Source organism: Escherichia sp. KTE52 (assembly GCF_000408325.1).
GTDB classification, from domain to species: Bacteria; Pseudomonadota; Gammaproteobacteria; order Enterobacterales; family Enterobacteriaceae; genus Escherichia; species Escherichia marmotae.
Genome location: NZ_KE138680.1, coordinates 772,146 through 793,068 on the forward strand (window position 1 = coordinate 772,146; position 20,923 = coordinate 793,068).

Consider the following 20,923-nt stretch of genomic DNA (forward strand, 5'->3'; position numbering starts at 1 on the left):
TAACAATGAAAAAATTAACCATTGGCTTAATTGGTAATCCAAATTCTGGCAAGACAACTTTATTTAACCAGCTCACCGGGGCTCGTCAGCGTGTAGGAAACTGGGCTGGTGTTACCGTCGAACGTAAAGAGGGTCAGTTCACCACTACCGATCATCAAGTCACCCTGGTGGATCTGCCCGGCACTTATTCTCTGACCACCATCTCTTCGCAGACTTCGCTGGATGAGCAAATCGCCTGTCACTACATTTTAAGCGGCGATGCCGATCTGCTGATTAACGTGGTGGATGCGTCTAACCTTGAACGTAACCTTTACCTGACGCTGCAACTACTGGAGCTGGGTATTCCGTGCATCGTGGCGCTGAACATGCTCGACATTGCCGAGAAGCAAAATATTCGCATTGAAATTGATGCCCTGGCGGCGCGTCTTGGCTGCCCGGTGGTTCCACTGGTCTCCACTCGTGGTCGTGGTATTGAAGCGCTGAAACTGGCAATTGACCGCTACAAAGCCAACGAGAATGTAGAACTGGTGCATTACGCCCAACCGCTAATCAATGAAGCCGACGCACTGGCGAAAGTGATGCCGTCCGACATCCCGCTGAAACATCGCCGCTGGCTGGGTCTGCAAATGTTGGAAGGCGATATTTACAGCCGCGCCTACGCTGGTGAAGCATCGCAGCATCTGGATGCTGCTCTCGCCCGTCTGCGTAATGAGATGGACGATCCGGCGCTACACATTGCCGATGCGCGTTACCAGTGTATTGCCGCCATCTGTGATGTGGTGAGCAACACCCTGACGGCAGAACCCAGCCGTTTCACCACTGCCGTAGATAAAATCGTGCTTAACCGATTCCTTGGTCTGCCGATTTTCCTCTTTGTGATGTACCTGATGTTCCTGCTGGCTATCAATATCGGCGGGGCGCTACAACCGCTGTTTGACGTCGGTTCCGTGGCGCTGTTTGTACATGGTATTCAGTGGATTGGTTACACACTCCACTTCCCAGACTGGCTGACTATCTTCCTCGCCCAGGGCCTGGGTGGTGGCATTAACACCGTTCTGCCACTGGTGCCGCAAATTGGCATGATGTACCTGTTCCTCTCCTTCCTGGAAGACTCCGGATATATGGCGCGTGCGGCGTTTGTGATGGACCGTCTGATGCAGGCGTTGGGATTACCGGGTAAATCTTTTGTGCCATTGATTGTTGGCTTCGGTTGTAACGTGCCGTCGGTGATGGGCGCGCGAACCCTTGATGCACCGCGTGAACGTCTGATGACCATCATGATGGCTCCATTTATGTCCTGCGGCGCACGTCTGGCAATCTTCGCGGTATTTGCGGCTGCGTTCTTTGGGCAGAACGGCGCGCTGGCTGTGTTCTCACTGTATATGCTGGGTATCGTGATGGCTGTGCTGACTGGCCTGATGCTCAAATACACCATCATGCGCGGTGAAGCGACGCCGTTTGTCATGGAGTTGCCGGTATACCACGTACCACACGTTAAGAGCCTGATTATCCAGACCTGGCAGCGTCTGAAAGGTTTCGTTCTGCGCGCCGGTAAAGTGATTATCATCGTCAGTATTTTCCTGAGTGCCTTCAACAGCTTCTCGCTAAGCGGAAAAATCGTCGACAACATCAACGACTCAGCGCTGGCTTCTGTCAGCCGTGTGATCACCCCGGTCTTCAAGCCGATTGGTGTACATGAAGATAACTGGCAGGCAACGGTTGGCCTGTTCACGGGTGCCATGGCGAAAGAAGTGGTGGTGGGTACGCTCAACACCCTCTACACCGCAGAAAATATTCAGGACGAAGAGTTCAATCCGGCGGAATTCAACCTTGGTGAAGAGCTGTTCAGCGCGGTAGATGAAACCTGGCAGAGTCTGAAAGACACCTTTAGCCTTAGCGTACTGATGAACCCAATTGAAGCCAGCAAAGGCGACGGTGAAATGGGCACCGGGGCGATGGGCGTGATGGATCAAAAATTCGGTAGCGCGGCAGCAGCTTACAGCTATCTGATTTTTGTCCTGCTGTATGTACCGTGCATCTCGGTAATGGGCGCCATCGCTCGTGAATCAAGCCGTGGCTGGATGGGCTTCTCCATCCTGTGGGGGCTGAATATCGCTTACTCGCTCGCCACCTTGTTCTATCAGGTTGCCAGCTACAGCCAGCACCCAACCTACAGTCTGGTGTGCATTCTGGCGGTGATCCTGTTTAACATCGTGGTCATTGGCCTGCTGCGTCGCGCGCGTAGCCGGGTTGATATCGAACTGCTGGCAACGCGCAAATCGGTAAGCAGTTGCTGCGCAGCCAGCACCTCTGGCGATTGCCACTAAGGATACGGCAATGGCTTCGCTCATCCAGGTGCGTGATTTGCTGGCGTTACGGGGCCGTATGGAAGCGGCCCAAATCAGCCAGACGCTGAACACTCCACAACCGATGATTAACGCAATGCTGCAACAACTGGAAAGTATGGGCAAAGCCGTGCGGATTCAGGAAGAACCTGACGGCTGCCTCTCCGGCAGTTGCAAAAGCTGCCCGGAAGGAAAAGCCTGTCTGCGTGAGTGGTGGGCGTTGCGTTAACATTGTTCCACAACATTGTTCCACCACCTGTTTTGAAAAGCCCGGTATGCGTTTGCTACCGGGCTTTTTTGCGTGCCACTTTCCATAAAAATGCAACTCTTGCAGCACGACGTAAATTCCTCTGAAAGAGTCTCGCAGGGATGAAAACTGGCTAATGCACAGGTGTGGAGTGGCGCGTAGAGTCGCGGCATTCAAACAACAGGTGAAGGAACGCCATGAGCAAAAAGCAGAGTTCCACCCCACACGATGCACTGTTCAAACTCTTTTTACGCCAACCGGACACGGCGCGCGATTTTCTTGCGTTCCATTTACCGGCCCCCATTCACGCGCTCTGTGATATGAAAACCCTCAAGCTGGAGTCGAGCAGTTTTATTGATGACGATCTGCGTGAAAGCTACTCTGACGTGCTGTGGTCGGTGAAAACCGAGCAAGGACCAGGATACATCTATTGCCTGATTGAACATCAAAGCACCTCAAACAAACTGATCGCATTTCGCATGATGCGTTACGCCATTGCCGCAATGCAAAATCACTTGGATGCCGGATACAAAACGTTGCCGATGGTGGTGCCGTTGTTGTTTTACCATGGTATTGAAAGCCCCTATCCCTATTCGCTGTGTTGGCTGGATTGTTTCGCCGATCCCAACCTGGCAAGGCAGCTTTATGCCTCTGCATTTCCGCTGATTGATGTCACCGTCATGCCTGATGATGAAATCATGCAACACCGACGCATGGCGCTGCTGGAGTTAATTCAAAAACATATTCGTCAACGCGACCTGATGGGACTGGTAGAGCAAATGGCCTGCTTATTAAGTAGTGGATACGCTAATGACAGACAAATCAAAGGGCTGTTTAATTACATACTACAAACAGGCGATGCGGTACGTTTTAACGATTTTATCGATGATGTGGCCAAACGTTCACCGAAACACAAGGAGAGTTTAATGACTATTGCGGAAAGATTGCGGCAGGAGGGACATCGTCAAGGGGTACAACAAGGTGTACAGCAAGGTGTACAGCAAGGACGACGCCTGGAAGCCCTGGATATTGCCCAAACGATGCTGAAAGCGGGTATCCCCCACGAAGACATAATCTTATTTACCAGCCTGACGATGGAGGAGCTTAAAGAAATTATCCATTGATAAATTAATGACTATTGCAGAAAGATTACGGCAACAAGGAGGAGCCATGATCGTTACTATCCCACGAGATCTTGCCACCGATCCTGGCTGGTCACCGGGCACAGAGATTACCGTGGAGAAAAAAGGCGATAGCGTTAATTTGCGCGCCACAGAGCACAAGCCGCGTGGGCGTCTTACCGTCGCGCAATTGTTGAGCCAGATCGATGAAAGCGAAATTACGGAGCTAAATCAGTCGACAGAAGGATGGGCAGAAGGGAAAAAAGGTAATGAAGCATGGTAAAGGCACGGACGCCACATCGTGGTGAGATCTGGTATTTTAACCCTGCTCCGGTTGCCGGGCATGAACTTCGGGGTCCACATTATTGCATTGTGGTAACAGACAAAGAACTCAACAATGTCTTAAAAGTTGCTATGTGCTGTCCGATTTCAACAGAGGCAAATGCAGCACGTTCCACAGGGGTGACGGTGAACGTCCTCCCCCATGATACGCAAACCGGTAACCTGCATGGCGTTGTGCTTTGTCACCAGCTAAAAGCTGTCGATCTTATTGCCCGTGGCACTAAATTTCATACCGTTGCCGATGAAACATTGATTAGTAAGGTACTCGGTAAACTGGTAAATTTAATCGACCCACAATAATTTGCCCTTACTTACCACCTACACCCTCTGCTTCAACGCCACCAGCAGGTGACAAAACTCATCCGGATGCGAAATAAACGGCGCATGAGCCGCTTTGGCGAAGATATATGATTTGCTGTGAGGCCAGAGTTCATCCAGCATTGGCACTACTTTGCGCGGCACCAGACCGTCAAGATAGCCATATAAGCGCAAAAACGGCATTTGTACGCTTTGCAACGGCTGACGGAGATCGACCGTTTTCAGAATTTCCAGCCCACCATTAAGCACGTCAACCTCCGGCATCGGTAACGCCAGAACGGTTTTCTTCAGCGCTCGCGCATCCTGACGCGCCGTTTCCGTGCCCATCGTTTGTAGTGCAAGGAACCGTTCCACTGTACGCTGAAAATCTTCACTTAGCTGCTGCTGAAAACCCGCCAGCACGTCCGGTTTTATCCCCGGCCACTCGTCACGAGCACTGAAACACGGTGACGAAGCTACGGTAGCCAGCGCCTGAACACGCTCGGGATGGGTTAATGCAATCTGACTTGCCACCAGCCCCCCCAGACTCCAGCCCAACCAGATGGCTTTATTCGGTGCCCGTTGCAGCACGCATTCCGCCATGTCAGAAAGCGACATCGCGCCATATCCCTGGCTGCGCCCGAAGCCAGGCAGATCAACAAGATGCAGCGTAAAATGCGAGCTGAGTTCCTCATCGATGCAACGCCACACTTCGGCATTCAGTCCCCATCCGTGCAACAGCACAAGATGAACATTCCCCTGACCTTTGGTCTGCCACCAGATGTTATTCATCCGCTATTGTTCTCTTTTGACTCACAAGGATGAATATATGCTAACAGTACCGGGATTATGCTGGCTATGCCGAATGCCGCTGGCGTTAGGTCATTGGGGAATCTGTTCTGTCTGCTCCCGCGCCGCACGTACACATAAAACGTTATGCCCGCAGTGTGGATTACCGGCTTCACACTCACATCTTCCCTGCGGTCGCTGCCTGAAAAAACCGCCACCGTGGCAAAGACTGATCACTGTTGCCAACTATGCACCTCCATTAAGCCCGCTCATTCACCAGCTTAAGTTTTTGCGACGTAGTGAAATCGCCAGCGGCCTGTCACGTCTGTTACTATTAGAAGTCTTACACGCCCATCGGACTACCGGATTACAACTGCCGGATCGTATCGTCAGTGTTCCGTTATGGCAGCGCCGCCACTGGCGTCGGGGATTCAATCAAAGCGATTTGCTGTGCCAGCCTTTATCGCGCTGGCTGCACTGCCAATGGGATAGCGACGCCGTCACGCGTATAAGAGCCACTGCGACCCAGCATTTCCTCAGTGCCCGGCTGCGCAAGCGCAACCTGAAAAATGCCTTTCGCCTTGAATTGCCCGTGCAAGGTCGCCATATGGTGATTGTGGATGATGTCGTTACCACCGGAAGTACCGTCGCAGAGATTGCGCAGTTGCTTTTACGCAATGGTGCGGCGACAGTCCAGGTCTGGTGCCTTTGTCGAACCTTGTAGAGCCTCGATGATGGGCGTATTATAACCAACTAAAATAGTCAACTATTAGGCCATTACTATGATCCGTATTTCCGATGCTGCACAAGCGCACTTTGCCAAACTGCTGGCAAACCAGGAAGAAGGGACACAAATCCGCGTATTTGTGATTAACCCTGGCACGCCTAACGCTGAATGTGGTGTATCTTATTGTCCGCCAGACGCCGTAGAAGCCACCGATACCGCCCTGAAATTTGACCTGCTGACCGCGTATGTTGATGAACTAAGCGCACCTTACCTGGAAGATGCAGAGATTGATTTTGTTACCGACCAACTGGGTTCTCAGCTAACGCTGAAAGCCCCGAACGCCAAAATGCGTAAAGTGGCTGACGATGCGCCGCTGATGGAGCGCGTGGAGTATATGCTGCAATCGCAGATTAACCCGCAGCTTGCCGGTCACGGTGGTCGTGTCTCGCTGATGGAAATCACCGAAGACGGTTATGCCATTCTACAATTTGGCGGCGGCTGTAACGGTTGTTCCATGGTCGACGTGACGCTGAAAGAAGGGATCGAAAAGCAGTTGCTGAACGAATTCCCGGAACTGAAAGGTGTACGTGACCTCACCGAACACCAGCGCGGCGAACACTCTTACTACTAAGTTATCCCCCTCTTTTGTAGATTGCCCGATGCGACGCTAAAGCGTCTTATCGGGCTACGTTGAACATGTGCCAGACGTTGGCACGGCATTACCTCAGTAAATCTAATCCCTTCATTTCCCCACGATAATATGACCAACCTCTCATAATTTAAATTTACCCCGCTCTGGTGATTCTCAAGCGCATAATGTTACCCGTATCATTCTCATGGGCACCAAACACACTCATAACATTTGACGACACTAATTCGTTTTAGGAGTCATCAGCCGTGGTGCCGTTATATCTCTGTTCCCAGTTGGGACAACCAGGATTTGTCGTCAGAAACCTGACGTTACCCATAACAAATTAAAGGCCAGGTAAATCATGCCATTAGTCATTGTTGCTATCGGTGTAATCTTGTTATTACTCCTGATGATCCGCTTCAAAATGAACGGCTTCATCGCTCTCGTCCTGGTGGCGCTTGCTGTTGGATTAATGCAAGGGATGCCGCTGGATAAAGTTATTGGCTCTATCAAAGCCGGTGTCGGCGGAACGCTCGGTAGCCTTGCCCTGATCATGGGTTTTGGCGCAATGCTGGGCAAAATGCTGGCAGACTGCGGCGGCGCACAACGTATCGCCACCACGCTGATCGCCAAATTTGGTAAAAAGCACATTCAGTGGGCAGTGGTACTGACCGGTTTTACCGTCGGTTTTGCCCTGTTCTATGAAGTGGGCTTCGTACTGATGCTGCCGCTGGTGTTTACCATCGCCGCTGCTGCAAATATCCCGCTGCTGTATGTTGGTGTACCGATGGCCGCTGCGCTTTCCGTAACCCACGGCTTCCTGCCACCGCATCCTGGCCCGACTGCGATTGCAACCATTTTCAATGCCGATATGGGTAAAACCCTGCTGTACGGTACTATTCTGGCAATCCCGACCGTTATTCTCGCGGGTCCGGTTTACGCTCGCGTGCTGAAAGGCATTGATAAGCCGATCCCGGAAGGCCTGTACAGCGCGAAAACCTTTAGTGAAGAAGAGATGCCGAGCTTTGGCGTCAGCGTCTGGACTTCTCTGGTTCCGGTTGTACTGATGGCAATGCGAGCCATCGCTGAAATGATCCTGCCGAAAGGTCACGCTTTCCTGCCGGTAGCAGAGTTCTTAGGTGACCCGGTAATGGCAACGCTGATTGCCGTACTAATCGCGATGTTCACCTTTGGTCTGAACCGTGGTCGCTCAATGGATCAAATTAACGACACGCTGGTTTCTTCGATCAAAATCATCGCCATGATGCTGCTAATCATCGGTGGTGGCGGTGCGTTCAAGCAGGTGTTGGTAGACAGTGGCGTGGACAAATATATCGCCTCCATGATGCACGAAACCAATATTTCCCCGCTGCTGATGGCCTGGTCTATTGCCGCCGTACTGCGTATCGCGCTGGGTTCCGCAACCGTTGCGGCAATTACTGCGGGCGGTATCGCTGCGCCGCTGATTGCAACAACTGGCGTCAGCCCAGAGTTGATGGTTATCGCGGTTGGTTCCGGTAGTGTGATTTTCTCTCACGTGAACGATCCGGGCTTCTGGCTGTTCAAAGAGTACTTTAACCTGACTATCGGTGAGACCATCAAGTCCTGGTCGATGCTGGAAACCATTATCTCGGTGTGCGGTCTGGTAGGCTGCCTGCTGCTGAATATGGTGATTTGATAACACTGACTGCCGGATATGGCGTGAATGCCTTATCCGGCTGCTCTAATGAGTAGGCCGGATAAGACGCATCAAGCGTCGCATCCGGCATTAACCGCACTCTACGTCTTCTTCCCTGCCGCCCTGCGCCGTCTGTCCAAATCCTTCAGTAACTTGTTCACGCCATCATCGGAAAACATCGTCTCAAGGGTTGTAGACAGCTTGCGCCGCCAGTTTTTGTACTGGTAACTGGTGCCAGGAATATTCACCGGTTCCGCCATATCCAGCCAGTCTTCCGGCTGTAGCCCTAACAGAGCGCTGTTACTGTCGGCAATGTACCGCTGCAAACCACGATTAAGCATCGGCGTCATCGACATCAGCGATGCCTTATGTCCGGCACGTTTTGGCAGACAACCATATTTATGCAGCGCATCCAGTAGCCCTTGCTTCGCCAGCTCGCGATCCTGATACAAACCGCGCAGCACTACTTCATCCGGGTACAGCCCCAGCGTTTTGCCCAGCGTTAAATCCCCGCTCTCCCAGTAACCACGCAACGTTGGCAGGTCGTGCGTTGCTGCTACTGCCATCGACTGTTCCGGATACGCTTTCGGTGCGCGGAACGTCTTCTCATGGTCACTTTCGAAATAAAGCACTTTGTAGGAGTAAACCCCGCTACTGCGCAGCTTACCGACAATCTCTACCGGTACAGTGCCGAGATCTTCGCCAATCACCATGCAGCGATGGCGTTTGCTTTCCAGCGCCAGAATAGCGAGCAGATCATCCACCGGATAGTGAACATACGCTCCCTGATCCGCCGTTTCGCCATACGGTATCCACCACAAACGCAGCATCGACATCACATGGTCAATTCGCAATGCGCCGCAGTTTTGCATGTTCGCGCGCAGCAGTTCGATAAACGGTTCATAGGCGCGCGCGGTGATGATATGCGGGTCCATCGGCGGCAAACCCCAGTTTTGCCCTAACGGGCCAAGGATATCTGGCGGTGCGCCAACCGATGCTTTCAGGCAATACAACTCACGGTCACACCAGGTTTCTGCCCCACCTTCCGCTACGCCAACCGCCAGGTCACGATACAAGCCAATCGGCATTTCATAGCCCTGGCTTATCTCCCAGCAGGCGGCAAACTGGCTGTAGGCCAGCCACTGCAGCCAGAGATAAAAATCGACGTCATCACGATGTTCTTCACAGAACTGACGCACTTCTGGCGAGTCTACGTTCTGATACATCTCGGGCCATGCTGGCCAGCCCCAGCGCATTTCGTCTTCTTTTACTTGTTGTGCATGTAGCGCATCAAACGCCGCCTGCCAGAACAGGCTGTCGCCCTGTTCAGCAACAAACTGGCGAAACGCTACCATTTGTCCATCATCACGTTGTGCGAAGACTTTCCACGCCATCCGCAGTGCGGTCATTTTCAGTGCGGTGACGGTAGAGTAATCGACCCAGTCAGTATCCCGCGCCTGTTGCAGCGCCTGTTGCGTAGTCGGCATGTGCCACCAAGCCTGCGCCTCCTCGCTAAGATGGAAATCTTCAACGGCGTTAACATCAATATAAATCACGTTCAGCCAGCGGCGAGAAGACGGGCTATACGGGCTGGCACTTTCCGGGTTTGCCGGATAGAGCGCATGAATCGGGTTCAGGCCAATGAACGACCCGCCGCGTTTCGCCACATCCACCAACATGGCTTTGAGATCGCCAAAATCACCGATGCCCCAGTTTTTTTCCGATCGCAGGGTATAAAGCTGAACGCAAGCGCCCCACAGTTTTTGTTTATTCAACAATGCCTGCGGTTCGTAGCAGCGTTTCGGTGCGACAATCACCCGACAATGGGCGCGCTGTTCGTCCTGGGTAAGCGTCAGCGTGTGATAACCTTCCGGCAGCTTCGCCGGAAGATTGAAGGCTTTGCCACCACTCACGTTGCCTTTGTACTGTGTTCCTTCTTCGGTAGTCAGCAGCCAGCTAAATTCGCCGCTGCCCTCCACCGCCATTGGCATTTTTTTACCGAAGGTATACACCATGACGTTGGGTACTGGCGTTACCGCCACTTTCGTGGCGGTACTCCGATGCATCGCGTCAAGCAAACGCCGTTTGGTTTCGGCGCCAATCGACTGCGGTTTACCGTGGGCATTGATGTAATTGGGGCTGATCCCCGCCGCCAGCGCGGCATTATCCAGACGTTTGCTTTCCATCGAGCTTCCTTAGCGTTTTGCCTGCCAGATACGAGCCTGATAATCGCGAATAGAGCGATCCGAGCTAAACATACCGCAGCGGGCGGTATTGAGGATCGCCGCGCGTGTCCAGGCTTCCTGGTCGCGGTACAGCACATCCACCTGCTTTTGTGCCTCTACATAGGCTGCGAAATCCGCCATCACCAGATATGGATCGCCGCCCTGCTTACCGATACTGTGCAGCATCTGGTCAAACGCATGTTTATCGCCGTCGCTGTATTTACCGCTTTCCAGCTCTTTCAATACTGCATCGAGCTGCTTGTCTTTCTTACGCCATTTGAGCGGATCGTAGCCCTTCGCTTTCAATGCCTTAACCTGCTCCACGGTATGACCGAAGATAAAGATATTTTCTTCACCGACTTTTTCAGCAATTTCGACATTTGCGCCATCCAGCGTACCGACAGTGAGCGCACCATTAAGAGCCAGTTTCATATTGCCCGTGCCAGAAGCCTCTTTCCCAGCAGTCGAGATCTGCTCAGAGATATCCGCCGCCGGGATCAGCATTTCCGCCGCCGAGACACAGTAATCCGGCAGGAACACCACTTTCAGCTTGTCACCCACTTTTGGATCGTTGTTGATCACTTCAGCCACTTTATTGATCGCAAAAATAATGTTCTTCGCCAGATAGTAGCCCGGCGCGGCTTTCGCCCCGAACAGGAACACACGCGGTACGCGGTCAGCTTGCGGGTTTTCGCGAATCTCTTTGTACAACGCCAGAATATGCAGCAGATTCAGGTGTTGCCGTTTGTACTCGTGCAGACGTTTAATTTGGACGTCGAAAATTGCCTGCGGGTTGATTTCAATACCAGTACGCGCTTTTACAAACTCTGCCAGACGAACTTTATTCGCCTGTTTGATTTCGCGATATTGCTGGCGGAATTTCGCGTCATCAGCGAATTTTTCCAGATTAATCAACTGATCGAGATCGTTAGCCCACTCTTTTTTCAGCGATTTATCCAGCAGCGCCGCCAGTGCCGGGTTGCACTGTTTGATCCAGCGACGCGGAGTAATACCATTAGTGACGTTATGGAATTTGTTCGGCCACAACTGGTGGTATTCCGGGAACAAATCTTTCACCACCAGATCCGAGTGCAGCGCCGCCACGCCATTCACCGCAAAGCCGCTAACCACACACATATTGGCCATACGAACTTGTTTGTCATGTACCACCGCCAGTTTCGCCCATACCGCCTTGTCGCCCGGCCAGGTTTGTTCCACCAGCTTCTTAAAGCGGTTATTGATTTCGTTGATTACCTGCATATGGCGTGGCAACAGCGCTTTAATCAGCTTCTCATCCCAGCACTCCAGTGCTTCTGGCATCAGGGTATGGTTGGTATAAGCGAAGGTTTTACTGGTGATTGCCCAGGCGTCATCCCAGCTCATTTGGTGCTCATCTATCAGCACACGCAGCAGTTCAGGAATGGCAATAGTCGGGTGTGTGTCGTTAAGTTGAATGACTTCGTAATCCGCCAGCTCGTGCAGTTTACGCCCCGCCAGATGATGGCGACGAAGAATGTCAGCAATCGAACAGGCGCACTGGAAGTATTGCTGCATCAGGCGCAATTTTTTACCGGCGGTATGGTTGTCGTTTGGATAGAGAACTTTAGTCAGTTTTTCCGCGTTGATGCCCTGTTGTTCAGCACGCAGGAAATCACCGTCATTAAATTTGGTAAGATTGAACGGATGAGCATGAGTCGCCTGCCACAAACGTAGCGGCTGTGCTACGCCGTTACGGTAGCCCAACACCGGAAGATCCCACGCTTGCCCGGTAATGGTAAATTCCGGTTCCCAGCGTCCATCTTTCGTCACTTTGCCGCCAATGCCCACCTGCACATCCAGCGCTTCGTTATGGCTAAACCACGGATAGTTGCCACGATGCCAGTCGTCTGGCGCTTCAGACTGTTTGCCACCGACAAAGGACTGACGGAACAGACCATACTGGTAGTTAAGACCATAGCCAGTAGCTGACTGCCCAACGGTTGCCATTGAGTCGAGGAAACACGCAGCCAGACGCCCCAGGCCACCGTTCCCCAACGCCGGGTCGATCTCTTCTTCCAGCAGGTCTGTCAGGTTGATGTCATAAGACTTCAATGAATCCTGAACAGCCTGATACCAGCCGAGGTTTAACAGATTGTTGCCTGTCAGACGACCAATCAAAAACTCCATTGAGATGTAGTTAACATGACGCTGATTCGCCGCCGGTTTGGCAAAAGGCTGGGCCCGCAGCATTTCCGCCAACGCTTCACTCACAGCCAGCCACCATTGGTGAGGGGTCATCTCAGCCGCTGAAGTTAAACCATAACGCTGCCACTGGCGTGACAGGGCTTCCTGAAATTGCTTTTCATTAAAAATGGGTTGTGACATAGGAGTTCCAGTTTTCTTAGATATTAAACACAACGTTATCGTTAGTTTGCCAGGCTCCATGTTGACCTTCCTCATCCTACGGGGGATTAGGCGGGGAGGAGTGACGGGGATGAGCAAGAAAATGTGATCGCGCCCACTTAAAGGTAGTGCAATCAACTGCAAAAGTATCAGCTCAGTGCCAGAGAGCGCAGAAAACCTGTTATTAACAGTCAGAAATGGCCGTTGCGTATTATCAAAAAGCGGAAAGTAACTCTATAAATTAAGTAAAGCGGCGAAATAGTTTCAACAATGAAATATCCATCAAAGGGCATCTCATTCTTAATAGATTTATTAAGATCATCTTTCCAGAGAGACCTTTCATCAGGAATTAAGGAGGTTTCATTGCTTTAATGAACCTTTTGGATTAAGGGAAAACACCCTAGGATCCAATATCCACACTGCATTTGCGTTGTTTTAAGATGAGGCATTAATAAACGTTTGGAATTGTGACAGAGTGCAAATTCAGACACATAAAAAATTGTCATCGCTTGCATTGCACAGGTTTCTGGCCGAACTTATAACTATTAATTACGAAGCGCAAAAAAAATAATATTTCCTCAATTTCCACAGTGAAGTGATTAACTATGCTGATTCCGTCAAAATTAAGTCGTCCGGTTCGACTCGACCATACTGTGGTTCGTGAGCGCCTGCTGGCTAAACTTTCCGGCGCGAACAACTTCAGGCTGGTGCTGATCACAAGTCCTGCGGGTTACGGAAAGACAACACTCATATCCCAATGGGCGGCAGGAAAAAACGATTTGGGCTGGTACTCGCTTGATGACGGCGATAACCAGCAAGAACGTTTCGCCAGCTATCTGATTGCCGCCGTGCAACAGGCAACCAGCGGGCACTGCGTCATCAGTGAAACAATGACGCAAAAACGGCAGTATGCCAGCCTGACGTCACTGTTTGCCCAGCTTTTCATTGAGCTGGCGGAATGGCATAGCCCACTTTTCCTGGTGATTGACGATTACCATCTGATCACCAATCCGGTTATCCACGAATCCATGCGCTTCTTCATTCGCCATCAACCAGAAAATCTCACCCTGGTAGTGCTGTCACGCAATCTTCCGCAATTGGGCATTGCCAATCTGCGCGTACGTGAACAACTATTAGAAATTGGCAGCCAGCAACTGGCGTTTACCCATCAGGAAGCCAAGCAGTTTTTTGATTGTCGTCTGTCATCACCGATTGAAGCGACCGAAAGCGGTCGGATTTGCGATGATGTGTCCGGTTGGGCGACGGCGTTGCAGCTAATCGCGCTCTCTGCGCGGCAAAATACCCACTCGGCCCATAAATCAGCGCGCCGTCTGGCGGGCATCAATGCCAGCCATCTTTCTGATTATCTGGTCGATGAAGTGCTAGATAACGTTGATCTGGCGACACGCCATTTCCTGCTAAAAAGCGCCATTTTGCGCTCAATGAATGATGCGCTAATCACCCGCGTGACCGGCGAAGAAAACGGGCAAATGCGTCTTGAAGAAATTGAGCGCCAGGGGCTGTTTTTGCAACGGATGGATGATACTGGCGAATGGTTCTGCTATCACCCGCTGTTTGGTAACTTCCTGCGCCAACGCTGCCAGTGGGAGCTGGCGGCGGAGCTGCCAGAAATCCACCGTGCCGCCGCAGAAAGCTGGATGGCACAAGGCTTTCCCAGCGAAGCTATTCATCATACGCTGGCGGCAGGCGATGCTTTGATGTTGCGCGATATTTTGCTTAATCACGCCTGGAGCCTGTTCAACCATAGTGAACTGTCGCTGCTGGAAGAGTCACTCAAAGCCCTGCCGTGGGACAGTCTGCTGGAAAATCCACAGTTGGTGTTATTGCAGGCCTGGTTGATGCAAAGCCAACATCGCTACGGCGAAGTGAACACCCTGCTGGCGCGAGCCGAACACGAGCTCCAGGACATCAGAGAAGGCACCATGCATGCAGAGTTCAACGCCCTGCGCGCCCAGGTAGCCATTAACGACGGTAATCCGGAAGAAGCCGAACGACTGGCAAAACTGGCTCTGGAAGATCTGCCTCCGGGTTGGTTCTATAGCCGCATTGTTGCGACCTCTGTGCTTGGCGAAGTGTTGCACTGTAAAGGTGAGCTGACCCGCTCGCTGGCATTAATGCAACAAACTGAGCAGATGGCGCGTCAGCACGATGTCTGGCACTACGCCTTGTGGAGTCTGATTCAGCAAAGCGAAATTCTGTTTGCTCAAGGATTCCTGCAAACTGCGTGGGAAACGCAGGAAAAAGCGTTCCAGTTGATTAACGAACAGCATCTGGAACAGTTGCCGATGCATGAATTTTTAGTACGTATCCGCGCGCAACTGTTATGGGCATGGGCACGGCTGGATGAAGCCGAAGCCTCGGCGCGTAGTGGGATTGAAGTCTTATCGTCTTATCAGCCACAGCAACAGCTCCAGTGTCTGGCAATGTTAATTCAATGTTCGCTGGCTCGTGGCGATCTGGATAACGCCCGTAGCCAACTTAACCGCCTGGAAAACCTGCTGGGGAATGGCAAATATCACAGCGACTGGATCTCTAACGCCAACAAAGTTCGCGTTATTTACTGGCAGATGACCGGCGATAAAGCCGCCGCAGCAAACTGGTTGCGCCATACTGCGAAGCCGGAGTTTGCCAATAACCACTTCCTGCAAGGTCAATGGCGCAACATTGCCCGTGCACAAATCTTGCTGGGCGAGTTTGAACCTGCGGAAATTGTCCTCGAGGAACTCAACGAAAACGCCCGCAGTCTGCGGTTGATGAGCGATCTGAACCGCAACCTGCTTTTACTCAATCAGTTGTACTGGCAGGCAGGGCGGAAAAGTGACGCCCAGCGCGTATTGCTGGACGCATTAAAACTGGCGAATCGCACAGGATTTATCAGTCACTTTGTCATCGAAGGCGAAGCCATGGCGCAGCAGTTACGCCAACTGATTCAGCTCAATACGCTGCCGGAACTGGAACAGCACCGCGCGCAGCGTATTTTGCGGGAAATAAACCAACATCACCGGCATAAGTTCGCTCACTTTGACGAGACCTTTGTCGAACGTCTGCTAAATCACCCGGAAGTGCCGGAACTTATCCGTACCAGCCCGCTGACCCAACGCGAATGGCAGGTGCTGGGGCTGATTTACTCCGGTTACAGCAATGAACAAATTGCGGGCGAACTGGAAGTGGCAGCGACCACCATCAAAACGCATATCCGCAATCTGTATCAGAAACTCGGCGTTGCCCACCGTCAGGCTGCGGTACAGCACGCACAGAAACTGCTGAAGATGATGGGATATGGGGTGTAAGTTTGGTCAGATAACATTCCTGCTCCGACTTACATCCCTGCATTATTCAACGCTAACTCGCGTTACATCGTCTGTTTCAGTCAGAGTAAACCGCACAGGTAAGAACCGTTCCACCACCGCGATATTGGTCAGCAGATGGCATGAGGGATGCGCGACCGTAAACGCCCCCGCACCCGCCAACGCCATGGGCAACACCAGTTGATCTGCGAGATATTCACCTACTGCCGCCGGACTTGCCAGGTAACGTTTCACTTCTTTAACCAACTGCGCTGCTACCACTTCGGCACTGACGCGCTTTTCACCGACGGCAAAAAAGCGTTCGGTAATATTTTCGCTTTCCACTTCTAGCGAGACGGTATTTCCCGGTCCCTGCTCACGCGGCAAGAGATGGATATTCTGCTCATACAGCGAAAAACTGGCTGCCAGCGCAACGAGTTCACGTTCTCCGACATGCCGCGGCACACCAGCTAATAATACTTCGCCGCGTAATCGCATAACGGTGCCCCGCTCGCCCAGTTGTAACGCGTTTAGTGATGCCACGGGCGTGACTTCCGCTACCACCACACCGCCTCCGGCAGGGTAAAAACCGTGGCGTAACAGCGTGGTTTGCTGATGAATCCCCATTTGTGCCAGCAGAGGTTCCAGCACGCGGCAGATAAAACCCGCGGGCGGCGCCGACGGGTTTTCGGTGCCACCGCTGACTTCTACGCGAGAAGGTCCATCGGCAAACCACAGCGCAGGCAACACCGTTTGCAGCACCAACATGCAGCTTCCGGCACTGCCGATAGCAAAGCGATAATCGCCGCCACGCACATTACCGGGCCGGAAGACCAGGCGCTGCGAACCCAGTTCCGCGCCGTCTACTATAGCTCCGCAAATTTCCGTCGCCGCCTTTACCGCGGTCAGATGCTGGCGCAACAGCCCCGGTTTCGCCCGTCCGGCACGAATGCCTGTGATGGTAAACGGCTTACCGGTTATCATCGACAGACTTAACGCCGAGCGCAGGATCTGCCCGCCGCCTTCGCCCTGTGCACCATCCAGCGCAATCATCCTTTTCATCATTTATCCTTTTACGCACACCACCTGACGCAGGGTGTAGACGACTTCCACCAGATCGCTTTGTGCTGCCATTACTGCATCAATGTCCTTATACGCCATCGGGATTTCGTCGATCACCTCGGCATCTTTACGGCATTCCACATGCGCTGTAGCACGGATCTGATCTTCCACACTAAACAGTTTTTTCGCTTTGGTACGGCTCATCACGCGACCTGCACCGTGGCTGCATGAGCAGAAAGACTCTTCATTTCCCAGCCCACGCACGATAAAGCTTTTCGCCCCCATCGACCCAGGAATAATTCCGTACTGCCCGGCACGCGCAGACACCGCGCCTTTCCGCGTCACATAGATCTCTTCGCCAAAGTGCAGCTCTTTTTGCACATAGTTGTGGTGGCAGTTGATCTCTTCCATTGCCAGCGTTTGCGGCTGTCTCACCGTTTTATGCGTAATGCTCTGCAACGCCGATACCACGTTTTCCATCATCGCATCACGGTTGAGGCTGGCAAAAAGCTGCGCCCAGGCTACTGCTTTCAGGTAATCGTCAAAATATTCCGTTCCTTCAAGGAAGTACGCGAGATCACGTGACGGCAACGTTTCAAGCTGTTCCTGCATCTCTTTTTGCGCCAGGTCGATAAAGTAAGTTCCGATGGCGTTACCAATTCCGCGTGAACCGGAGTGCAGCATAATCCACACCCGATCCGCCTCATCAAGGCAGATTTCAATAAAGTGGTTACCCGTTCCCAGCGTTCCCAGGTGTTTATAGTTATTGGTATTCAGGAAACGCGAGTATTTTTGCGTTAACCACTGATAACCGGCTTCCAACTCGGCCCATTTAGCATCGACGTTGACAGGCGGATTTTCCCATGCGCCTTTATCACGTTTACAACGCCCGGTAGTACGCCCGTGTGGCACGGCAGTTTCAATTGCCTGACGCAGCTCCGCCAGGTTTTCAGGCAAGTCTGCCGCCGTTAACGCGGTACGCAGTGCGTTCATTCCACAGCCGATATCCACGCCCACCGCCGCCGGAATAATCGCCCCTTTGGTCGGGATCACGCTACCAATGGTGGAACCTTTCCCCAGGTGCACATCGGGCATCACCGCAATATGCTTGAAAATAAACGGCATCTTCGCCGTATTTATCAGTTGCTGGCGCGCATCGTCTTCTACCGGCACGCCTTTGGTCCACATTTTTACCGGGGCATTTTCAGTGGTCAGTAATTCGTAATTCATTTTCTTTTTCTCGTTTCGTTGTTTGCTGTCCTGATAATTGCAACCGTCGTGCCAGAAAATTAAATCAGCAGATTAAATCTATAATTAATTGTTTTTATTTAATTAAAAGTACAAAGTCCGTATACGGAGATTTTCTATAAAGCCACTTAACCGATAATGAAATATCGTCTTTTATAAGGATATCTAAGATGCGTAAAACAGTGGCTTTTGGTTTTGTCGGAACCGTACTGGATTATGCCGGGCGCGGTAGCCAACGCTGGTCGAAATGGCGGCCGACACTCTGTTTATGCCAGCAAGAATCATTGGTGATTGATCGACTGGAATTATTACACGACGCCCGCTCACGCTCGCTGTTTGAAACGCTTAAACGCGATATCGCCAGCATTTCACCAGAAACGCAGGTTGTAGGTGTAGAAGTGGAACTCCATAATCCGTGGGATTTCGAAGAGGTCTACGCCTGCCTGCATGATTTCGCCCGTGGTTACGCTTTTCAACCTGATAAAGAAGACTATTTAATTCACATCACCACTGGCACCCACGTAGCGCAAATTTGCTGGTTTTTGCTGGCAGAAGCGCGTTACCTGCCCGCCCGACTGGCGCAAACTTCCCCGCCGCGCAAGAAAGAACAACCGGATAGCGCAGGCGCAGTGACGATTATCGATCTCGATTTAAGCCGTTATAACGCTATCGCCAGCCGCTTTGCCGAAGAACGCCAGCAAACGCTCGATTTTCTTAAGTCGGGCATCGCCACGCGTAACCCACACTTCAACCGCATGATTGAACAGATCGAAAAAGTAGCGATTAAATCCCGCGCGCCAATCCTGCTTAATGGCCCGACCGGCGCGGGCAAGTCGTTTCTGGCACGACGCATCTTCGAATTAAAACAGGCACGGCATCAGTTTAGCGGCGCGTTTGTTGAAGTGAACTGCGCCACGCTGCGCGGTGATACCGCCATGTCGGCGCTGTTTGGTCATGTGAAAGGTGCGTTCACCGGCGCGAGAGACGCGCGGGAAGGGTTATTACGCAGCGCCAACGGCGGCATGTTGTTTCTTGATGAAATTGGCGAACTGGGCGCAGATGAACAAGCCATGTTGCTGAAAGCCATTGAAGAGAAAACTTTTTATCCGTTTGGCAGCGATCGCCAGGTGAGTAGCGATTTTCAGCTTATCGCCGGAACGGTGCGCGATTTGCGCCAGTTGGTCGCTGAAGGGAGATTTCGTGAAGACCTGTATGCGCGGATAAATCTCTGGACCTTCACTCTGCCAGGACTACGCCAGCGTCAGGAGGATATTGAGCCTAACCTGGATTATGAAGTGGAGCGCCACGCCTCACTCACCGGCGATAGCGTGCGTTTTAACACCGAAGCGCGGCGCGCATGGCTGGCTTTTGCGACATCCCCCCAGGCAACATGGCGCGGTAATTTTCGCGAACTTTCTGCCAGTGTTACGCGTATGGCGACGTTTGCCAATAGCGGACGCATCACTCTGGAAGCTGTGGAAGATGAGATTCGCCGTCTGCGCTATAACTGGCAGGAGAGTCGCCCTTCGGCACTTACGACGTTGCTGGGCGCAGAGGTGGAGAACATCGATCTCTTCGACCGAATGCAACTGGAAAACGTGATTGCCATTTGTCGCCAGGCAAAATCGCTTTCCGCCGCCGGACGTGAACTTTTTGACGTTTCGCGCCAGGGCAGAGCCAGCGTTAATGACGCGGATCGGCTACGCAAATACCTGGCGCGTTTTGGTCTGACGTGGGAATCGGTACTGACTCAGCACAGTTCCAGTTGAATATGATGGTCCGTCAGCACCTGCATCACCCCCGCAGGCGGCATGGTGTCGGTGTAAACGGCATCGACCATGCTGATGCTGCCCATGTTTACCATCGCATTACGGCCAAATTTTGAGTGATCGACAACCAGCATAACGTGGCGCGAGTTCTCAATAATGGCGCGTTTGGTGCGAACTTCATGGTAATCGAACTCCAGTAACGAGCCGTCGCTGTCAATGCCGCTGATCCCAAGAATGCCGAAATCGAGGCGGAACTGAGAGATAAAATCCAGCGTCGCTTCGCCAATGATCCCGCCATCGCGGCTACGCAATTCACCACCGGCGAGAATAATGCGGAAATCTTCTTTCACCATCAGCGTATTAGCGACATTGAGATTGTTGGTGACAATGCGCAAATTGCTGTGATTGAGCAGCGCGTGCGCCACCGCTTCCGGCGTGGTGCCGATATCAATAAACAGCGTCGAACCGTTGGGGATCTGCTCGGCCACTTTACGGGCGATACGCTCTTTTTCTTCGGTCTGGGTAGCTTTGCGATCGTGCCACGGCGTGTTAACCGAACTGGAAGGCAGCGCCGCGCCGCCATGATGGCGCAGGATCAGGTTCTGTTCCGCCAGTTCATTGAGGTCACGGCGAATAGTCTGCGGGCTGACGGAAAAATGCTCTACCAGCTCTTCGGTGCTGACATAGCCCTGCTGCTTAACCAGTTCGATAATACCGTTGTGTCGTTGTGTTTGTTTCATTTATAAATCCCT

The 20,923-nt window shown here is 52.2% G+C and carries 16 protein-coding genes; 10 read left to right on the forward strand and 6 right to left on the reverse strand.

What is annotated here, in order from left to right; translation table 11 throughout:
* Window positions 1-5: 5 nt before the first annotated feature.
* The 5 genes from feoB to A1SC_RS07835 all read left to right on the forward strand — a co-directional run bounded on the left by feoB (window position 6) and on the right by A1SC_RS07835 (window position 4,355).
* Window positions 6-2,327: a Fe(2+) transporter permease subunit FeoB gene (feoB, locus tag A1SC_RS07855; RefSeq protein ID WP_000737036.1), complete on the forward strand. Its 2,322-nt coding sequence runs from the start codon at window positions 6-8 to the stop codon at window positions 2,325-2,327.
* A gap of 10 nt (window positions 2,328-2,337) precedes the next feature.
* Window positions 2,338-2,574 (forward strand): [Fe-S]-dependent transcriptional repressor FeoC, encoded by a 237-nt coding sequence (gene feoC / locus A1SC_RS07850; RefSeq protein ID WP_000157586.1) that lies wholly within the window; start codon window positions 2,338-2,340, stop codon window positions 2,572-2,574.
* Window positions 2,575-2,789: 215 nt separating this feature from the next.
* Window positions 2,790-3,716: a recombination-promoting nuclease RpnA gene (gene rpnA, locus A1SC_RS07845; RefSeq protein ID WP_000039070.1), complete on the forward strand. Its 927-nt coding sequence runs from the start codon at window positions 2,790-2,792 to the stop codon at window positions 3,714-3,716.
* A 7-nt stretch (window positions 3,717-3,723) separates the two neighbouring features.
* Window positions 3,724-3,996 carry an AbrB/MazE/SpoVT family DNA-binding domain-containing protein gene (locus A1SC_RS07840; protein ID WP_032141466.1) on the forward strand — a complete coding sequence of 91 codons (273 nt, stop codon included), beginning with the start codon at window positions 3,724-3,726 and terminating at the stop codon, window positions 3,994-3,996.
* Complete coding sequence (locus tag A1SC_RS07835; protein ID WP_016262614.1) at window positions 3,990-4,355, forward strand: type II toxin-antitoxin system PemK/MazF family toxin; 366 nt, start codon at window positions 3,990-3,992, stop codon at window positions 4,353-4,355. Before A1SC_RS07840 ends, A1SC_RS07835 begins: the two co-directional genes overlap by 7 nt.
* A gap of 18 nt (window positions 4,356-4,373) precedes the next feature.
* On the opposite strand, the gene bioH is transcribed toward A1SC_RS07835, so the two are convergent.
* Window positions 4,374-5,144, reverse strand: a complete 771-nt coding sequence (bioH, locus tag A1SC_RS07830) for a pimeloyl-ACP methyl ester esterase BioH (protein ID WP_016262615.1) — start codon at window positions 5,142-5,144, stop codon at window positions 4,374-4,376.
* 37 nt (window positions 5,145-5,181) lie between these two features.
* Between bioH and gntX the strand changes: the two genes are divergently transcribed.
* The 3 genes from gntX to gntT all read left to right on the forward strand — a co-directional run bounded on the left by gntX (window position 5,182) and on the right by gntT (window position 8,177).
* Window positions 5,182-5,865 carry a DNA utilization protein GntX gene (gntX, locus tag A1SC_RS07825; protein WP_001517237.1) on the forward strand — a complete coding sequence of 228 codons (684 nt, stop codon included), beginning with the start codon at window positions 5,182-5,184 and terminating at the stop codon, window positions 5,863-5,865.
* 58 nt (window positions 5,866-5,923) lie between these two features.
* A complete protein-coding gene (nfuA, locus tag A1SC_RS07820) occupies window positions 5,924-6,499 on the forward strand; it encodes a Fe-S biogenesis protein NfuA (protein ID WP_000619389.1) in 576 nt (191 codons plus the stop codon).
* Between the two features lie 361 nt (window positions 6,500-6,860).
* Window positions 6,861-8,177 (forward strand): gluconate transporter, encoded by a 1,317-nt coding sequence (gene gntT, locus A1SC_RS07815; RefSeq protein WP_001131743.1) that lies wholly within the window; start codon window positions 6,861-6,863, stop codon window positions 8,175-8,177.
* 101 nt (window positions 8,178-8,278) lie between these two features.
* Here gntT and malQ read toward each other — a convergent pair whose 3' ends face one another.
* Window positions 8,279-10,363 carry a 4-alpha-glucanotransferase gene (gene malQ / locus A1SC_RS07810; protein ID WP_016249287.1) on the reverse strand — a complete coding sequence of 695 codons (2,085 nt, stop codon included), beginning with the start codon at window positions 10,361-10,363 and terminating at the stop codon, window positions 8,279-8,281.
* A gap of 9 nt (window positions 10,364-10,372) precedes the next feature.
* Complete coding sequence (gene malP / locus A1SC_RS07805; RefSeq protein ID WP_000081932.1) at window positions 10,373-12,766, reverse strand: maltodextrin phosphorylase; 2,394 nt, start codon at window positions 12,764-12,766, stop codon at window positions 10,373-10,375.
* A 623-nt stretch (window positions 12,767-13,389) separates the two neighbouring features.
* On the opposite strand from malP, the gene malT reads away from it, so the two are divergent.
* Complete coding sequence (gene malT, locus A1SC_RS07800) at window positions 13,390-16,095, forward strand: HTH-type transcriptional regulator MalT (RefSeq protein WP_016262616.1); 2,706 nt, start codon at window positions 13,390-13,392, stop codon at window positions 16,093-16,095.
* A 42-nt stretch (window positions 16,096-16,137) separates the two neighbouring features.
* Here the strand turns inward: malT and rtcA are convergent, their stop codons facing one another.
* A complete protein-coding gene (gene rtcA, locus A1SC_RS07795) occupies window positions 16,138-17,154 on the reverse strand; it encodes an RNA 3'-terminal phosphate cyclase (RefSeq protein ID WP_001517239.1) in 1,017 nt (338 codons plus the stop codon).
* A gap of 3 nt (window positions 17,155-17,157) precedes the next feature.
* A complete protein-coding gene (gene rtcB / locus A1SC_RS07790) occupies window positions 17,158-18,384 on the reverse strand; it encodes an RNA-splicing ligase RtcB (protein WP_001517240.1) in 1,227 nt (408 codons plus the stop codon).
* 188 nt (window positions 18,385-18,572) lie between these two features.
* Here rtcB and rtcR point away from each other — a divergent pair, with 188 nt between their 5' ends.
* Window positions 18,573-20,171, forward strand: a complete 1,599-nt coding sequence (gene rtcR / locus A1SC_RS07785) for a DNA-binding transcriptional regulator RtcR (RefSeq protein WP_001232910.1) — start codon at window positions 18,573-18,575, stop codon at window positions 20,169-20,171.
* Here rtcR and A1SC_RS07780 read toward each other — a convergent pair.
* On the reverse strand, window positions 20,153-20,911 hold the full coding sequence (locus A1SC_RS07780; RefSeq protein WP_000815101.1) for a DeoR/GlpR family transcriptional regulator: 759 nt from the start codon (window positions 20,909-20,911) through the stop codon (window positions 20,153-20,155). The two genes, rtcR and A1SC_RS07780, sit on opposite strands and share 19 nt — an antisense overlap.
* Between the last annotated feature and the right edge of the window lie 12 nt (window positions 20,912-20,923).

What these genes read in the sequence shown, in the direction of transcription:
- feoB (WP_000737036.1), top strand. Translation starts at nt 6, where the DNA reads ATGAAAAAATTAACCATTGGCTTAATTGGTAATCCAAATTCTGGCAAG.
- feoC (WP_000157586.1), top strand. Translation starts at nt 2,338, where the DNA reads ATGGCTTCGCTCATCCAGGTGCGTGATTTGCTGGCGTTACGGGGCCGT.
- rpnA (WP_000039070.1), top strand. Translation starts at nt 2,790, where the DNA reads ATGAGCAAAAAGCAGAGTTCCACCCCACACGATGCACTGTTCAAACTC.
- A1SC_RS07840 (WP_032141466.1), top strand. Translation starts at nt 3,724, where the DNA reads ATGACTATTGCAGAAAGATTACGGCAACAAGGAGGAGCCATGATCGTT.
- A1SC_RS07835 (WP_016262614.1), top strand. Translation starts at nt 3,990, where the DNA reads ATGGTAAAGGCACGGACGCCACATCGTGGTGAGATCTGGTATTTTAAC.
- bioH (WP_016262615.1), bottom strand. Translation starts at nt 5,144, where the DNA reads ATGAATAACATCTGGTGGCAGACCAAAGGTCAGGGGAATGTTCATCTT.
- gntX (WP_001517237.1), top strand. Translation starts at nt 5,182, where the DNA reads ATGCTAACAGTACCGGGATTATGCTGGCTATGCCGAATGCCGCTGGCG.
- nfuA (WP_000619389.1), top strand. Translation starts at nt 5,924, where the DNA reads ATGATCCGTATTTCCGATGCTGCACAAGCGCACTTTGCCAAACTGCTG.
- gntT (WP_001131743.1), top strand. Translation starts at nt 6,861, where the DNA reads ATGCCATTAGTCATTGTTGCTATCGGTGTAATCTTGTTATTACTCCTG.
- malQ (WP_016249287.1), bottom strand. Translation starts at nt 10,363, where the DNA reads ATGGAAAGCAAACGTCTGGATAATGCCGCGCTGGCGGCGGGGATCAGC.
- malP (WP_000081932.1), bottom strand. Translation starts at nt 12,766, where the DNA reads ATGTCACAACCCATTTTTAATGAAAAGCAATTTCAGGAAGCCCTGTCA.
- malT (WP_016262616.1), top strand. Translation starts at nt 13,390, where the DNA reads ATGCTGATTCCGTCAAAATTAAGTCGTCCGGTTCGACTCGACCATACT.
- rtcA (WP_001517239.1), bottom strand. Translation starts at nt 17,154, where the DNA reads ATGAAAAGGATGATTGCGCTGGATGGTGCACAGGGCGAAGGCGGCGGG.
- rtcB (WP_001517240.1), bottom strand. Translation starts at nt 18,384, where the DNA reads ATGAATTACGAATTACTGACCACTGAAAATGCCCCGGTAAAAATGTGG.
- rtcR (WP_001232910.1), top strand. Translation starts at nt 18,573, where the DNA reads ATGCGTAAAACAGTGGCTTTTGGTTTTGTCGGAACCGTACTGGATTAT.
- A1SC_RS07780 (WP_000815101.1), bottom strand. Translation starts at nt 20,911, where the DNA reads ATGAAACAAACACAACGACACAACGGTATTATCGAACTGGTTAAGCAG.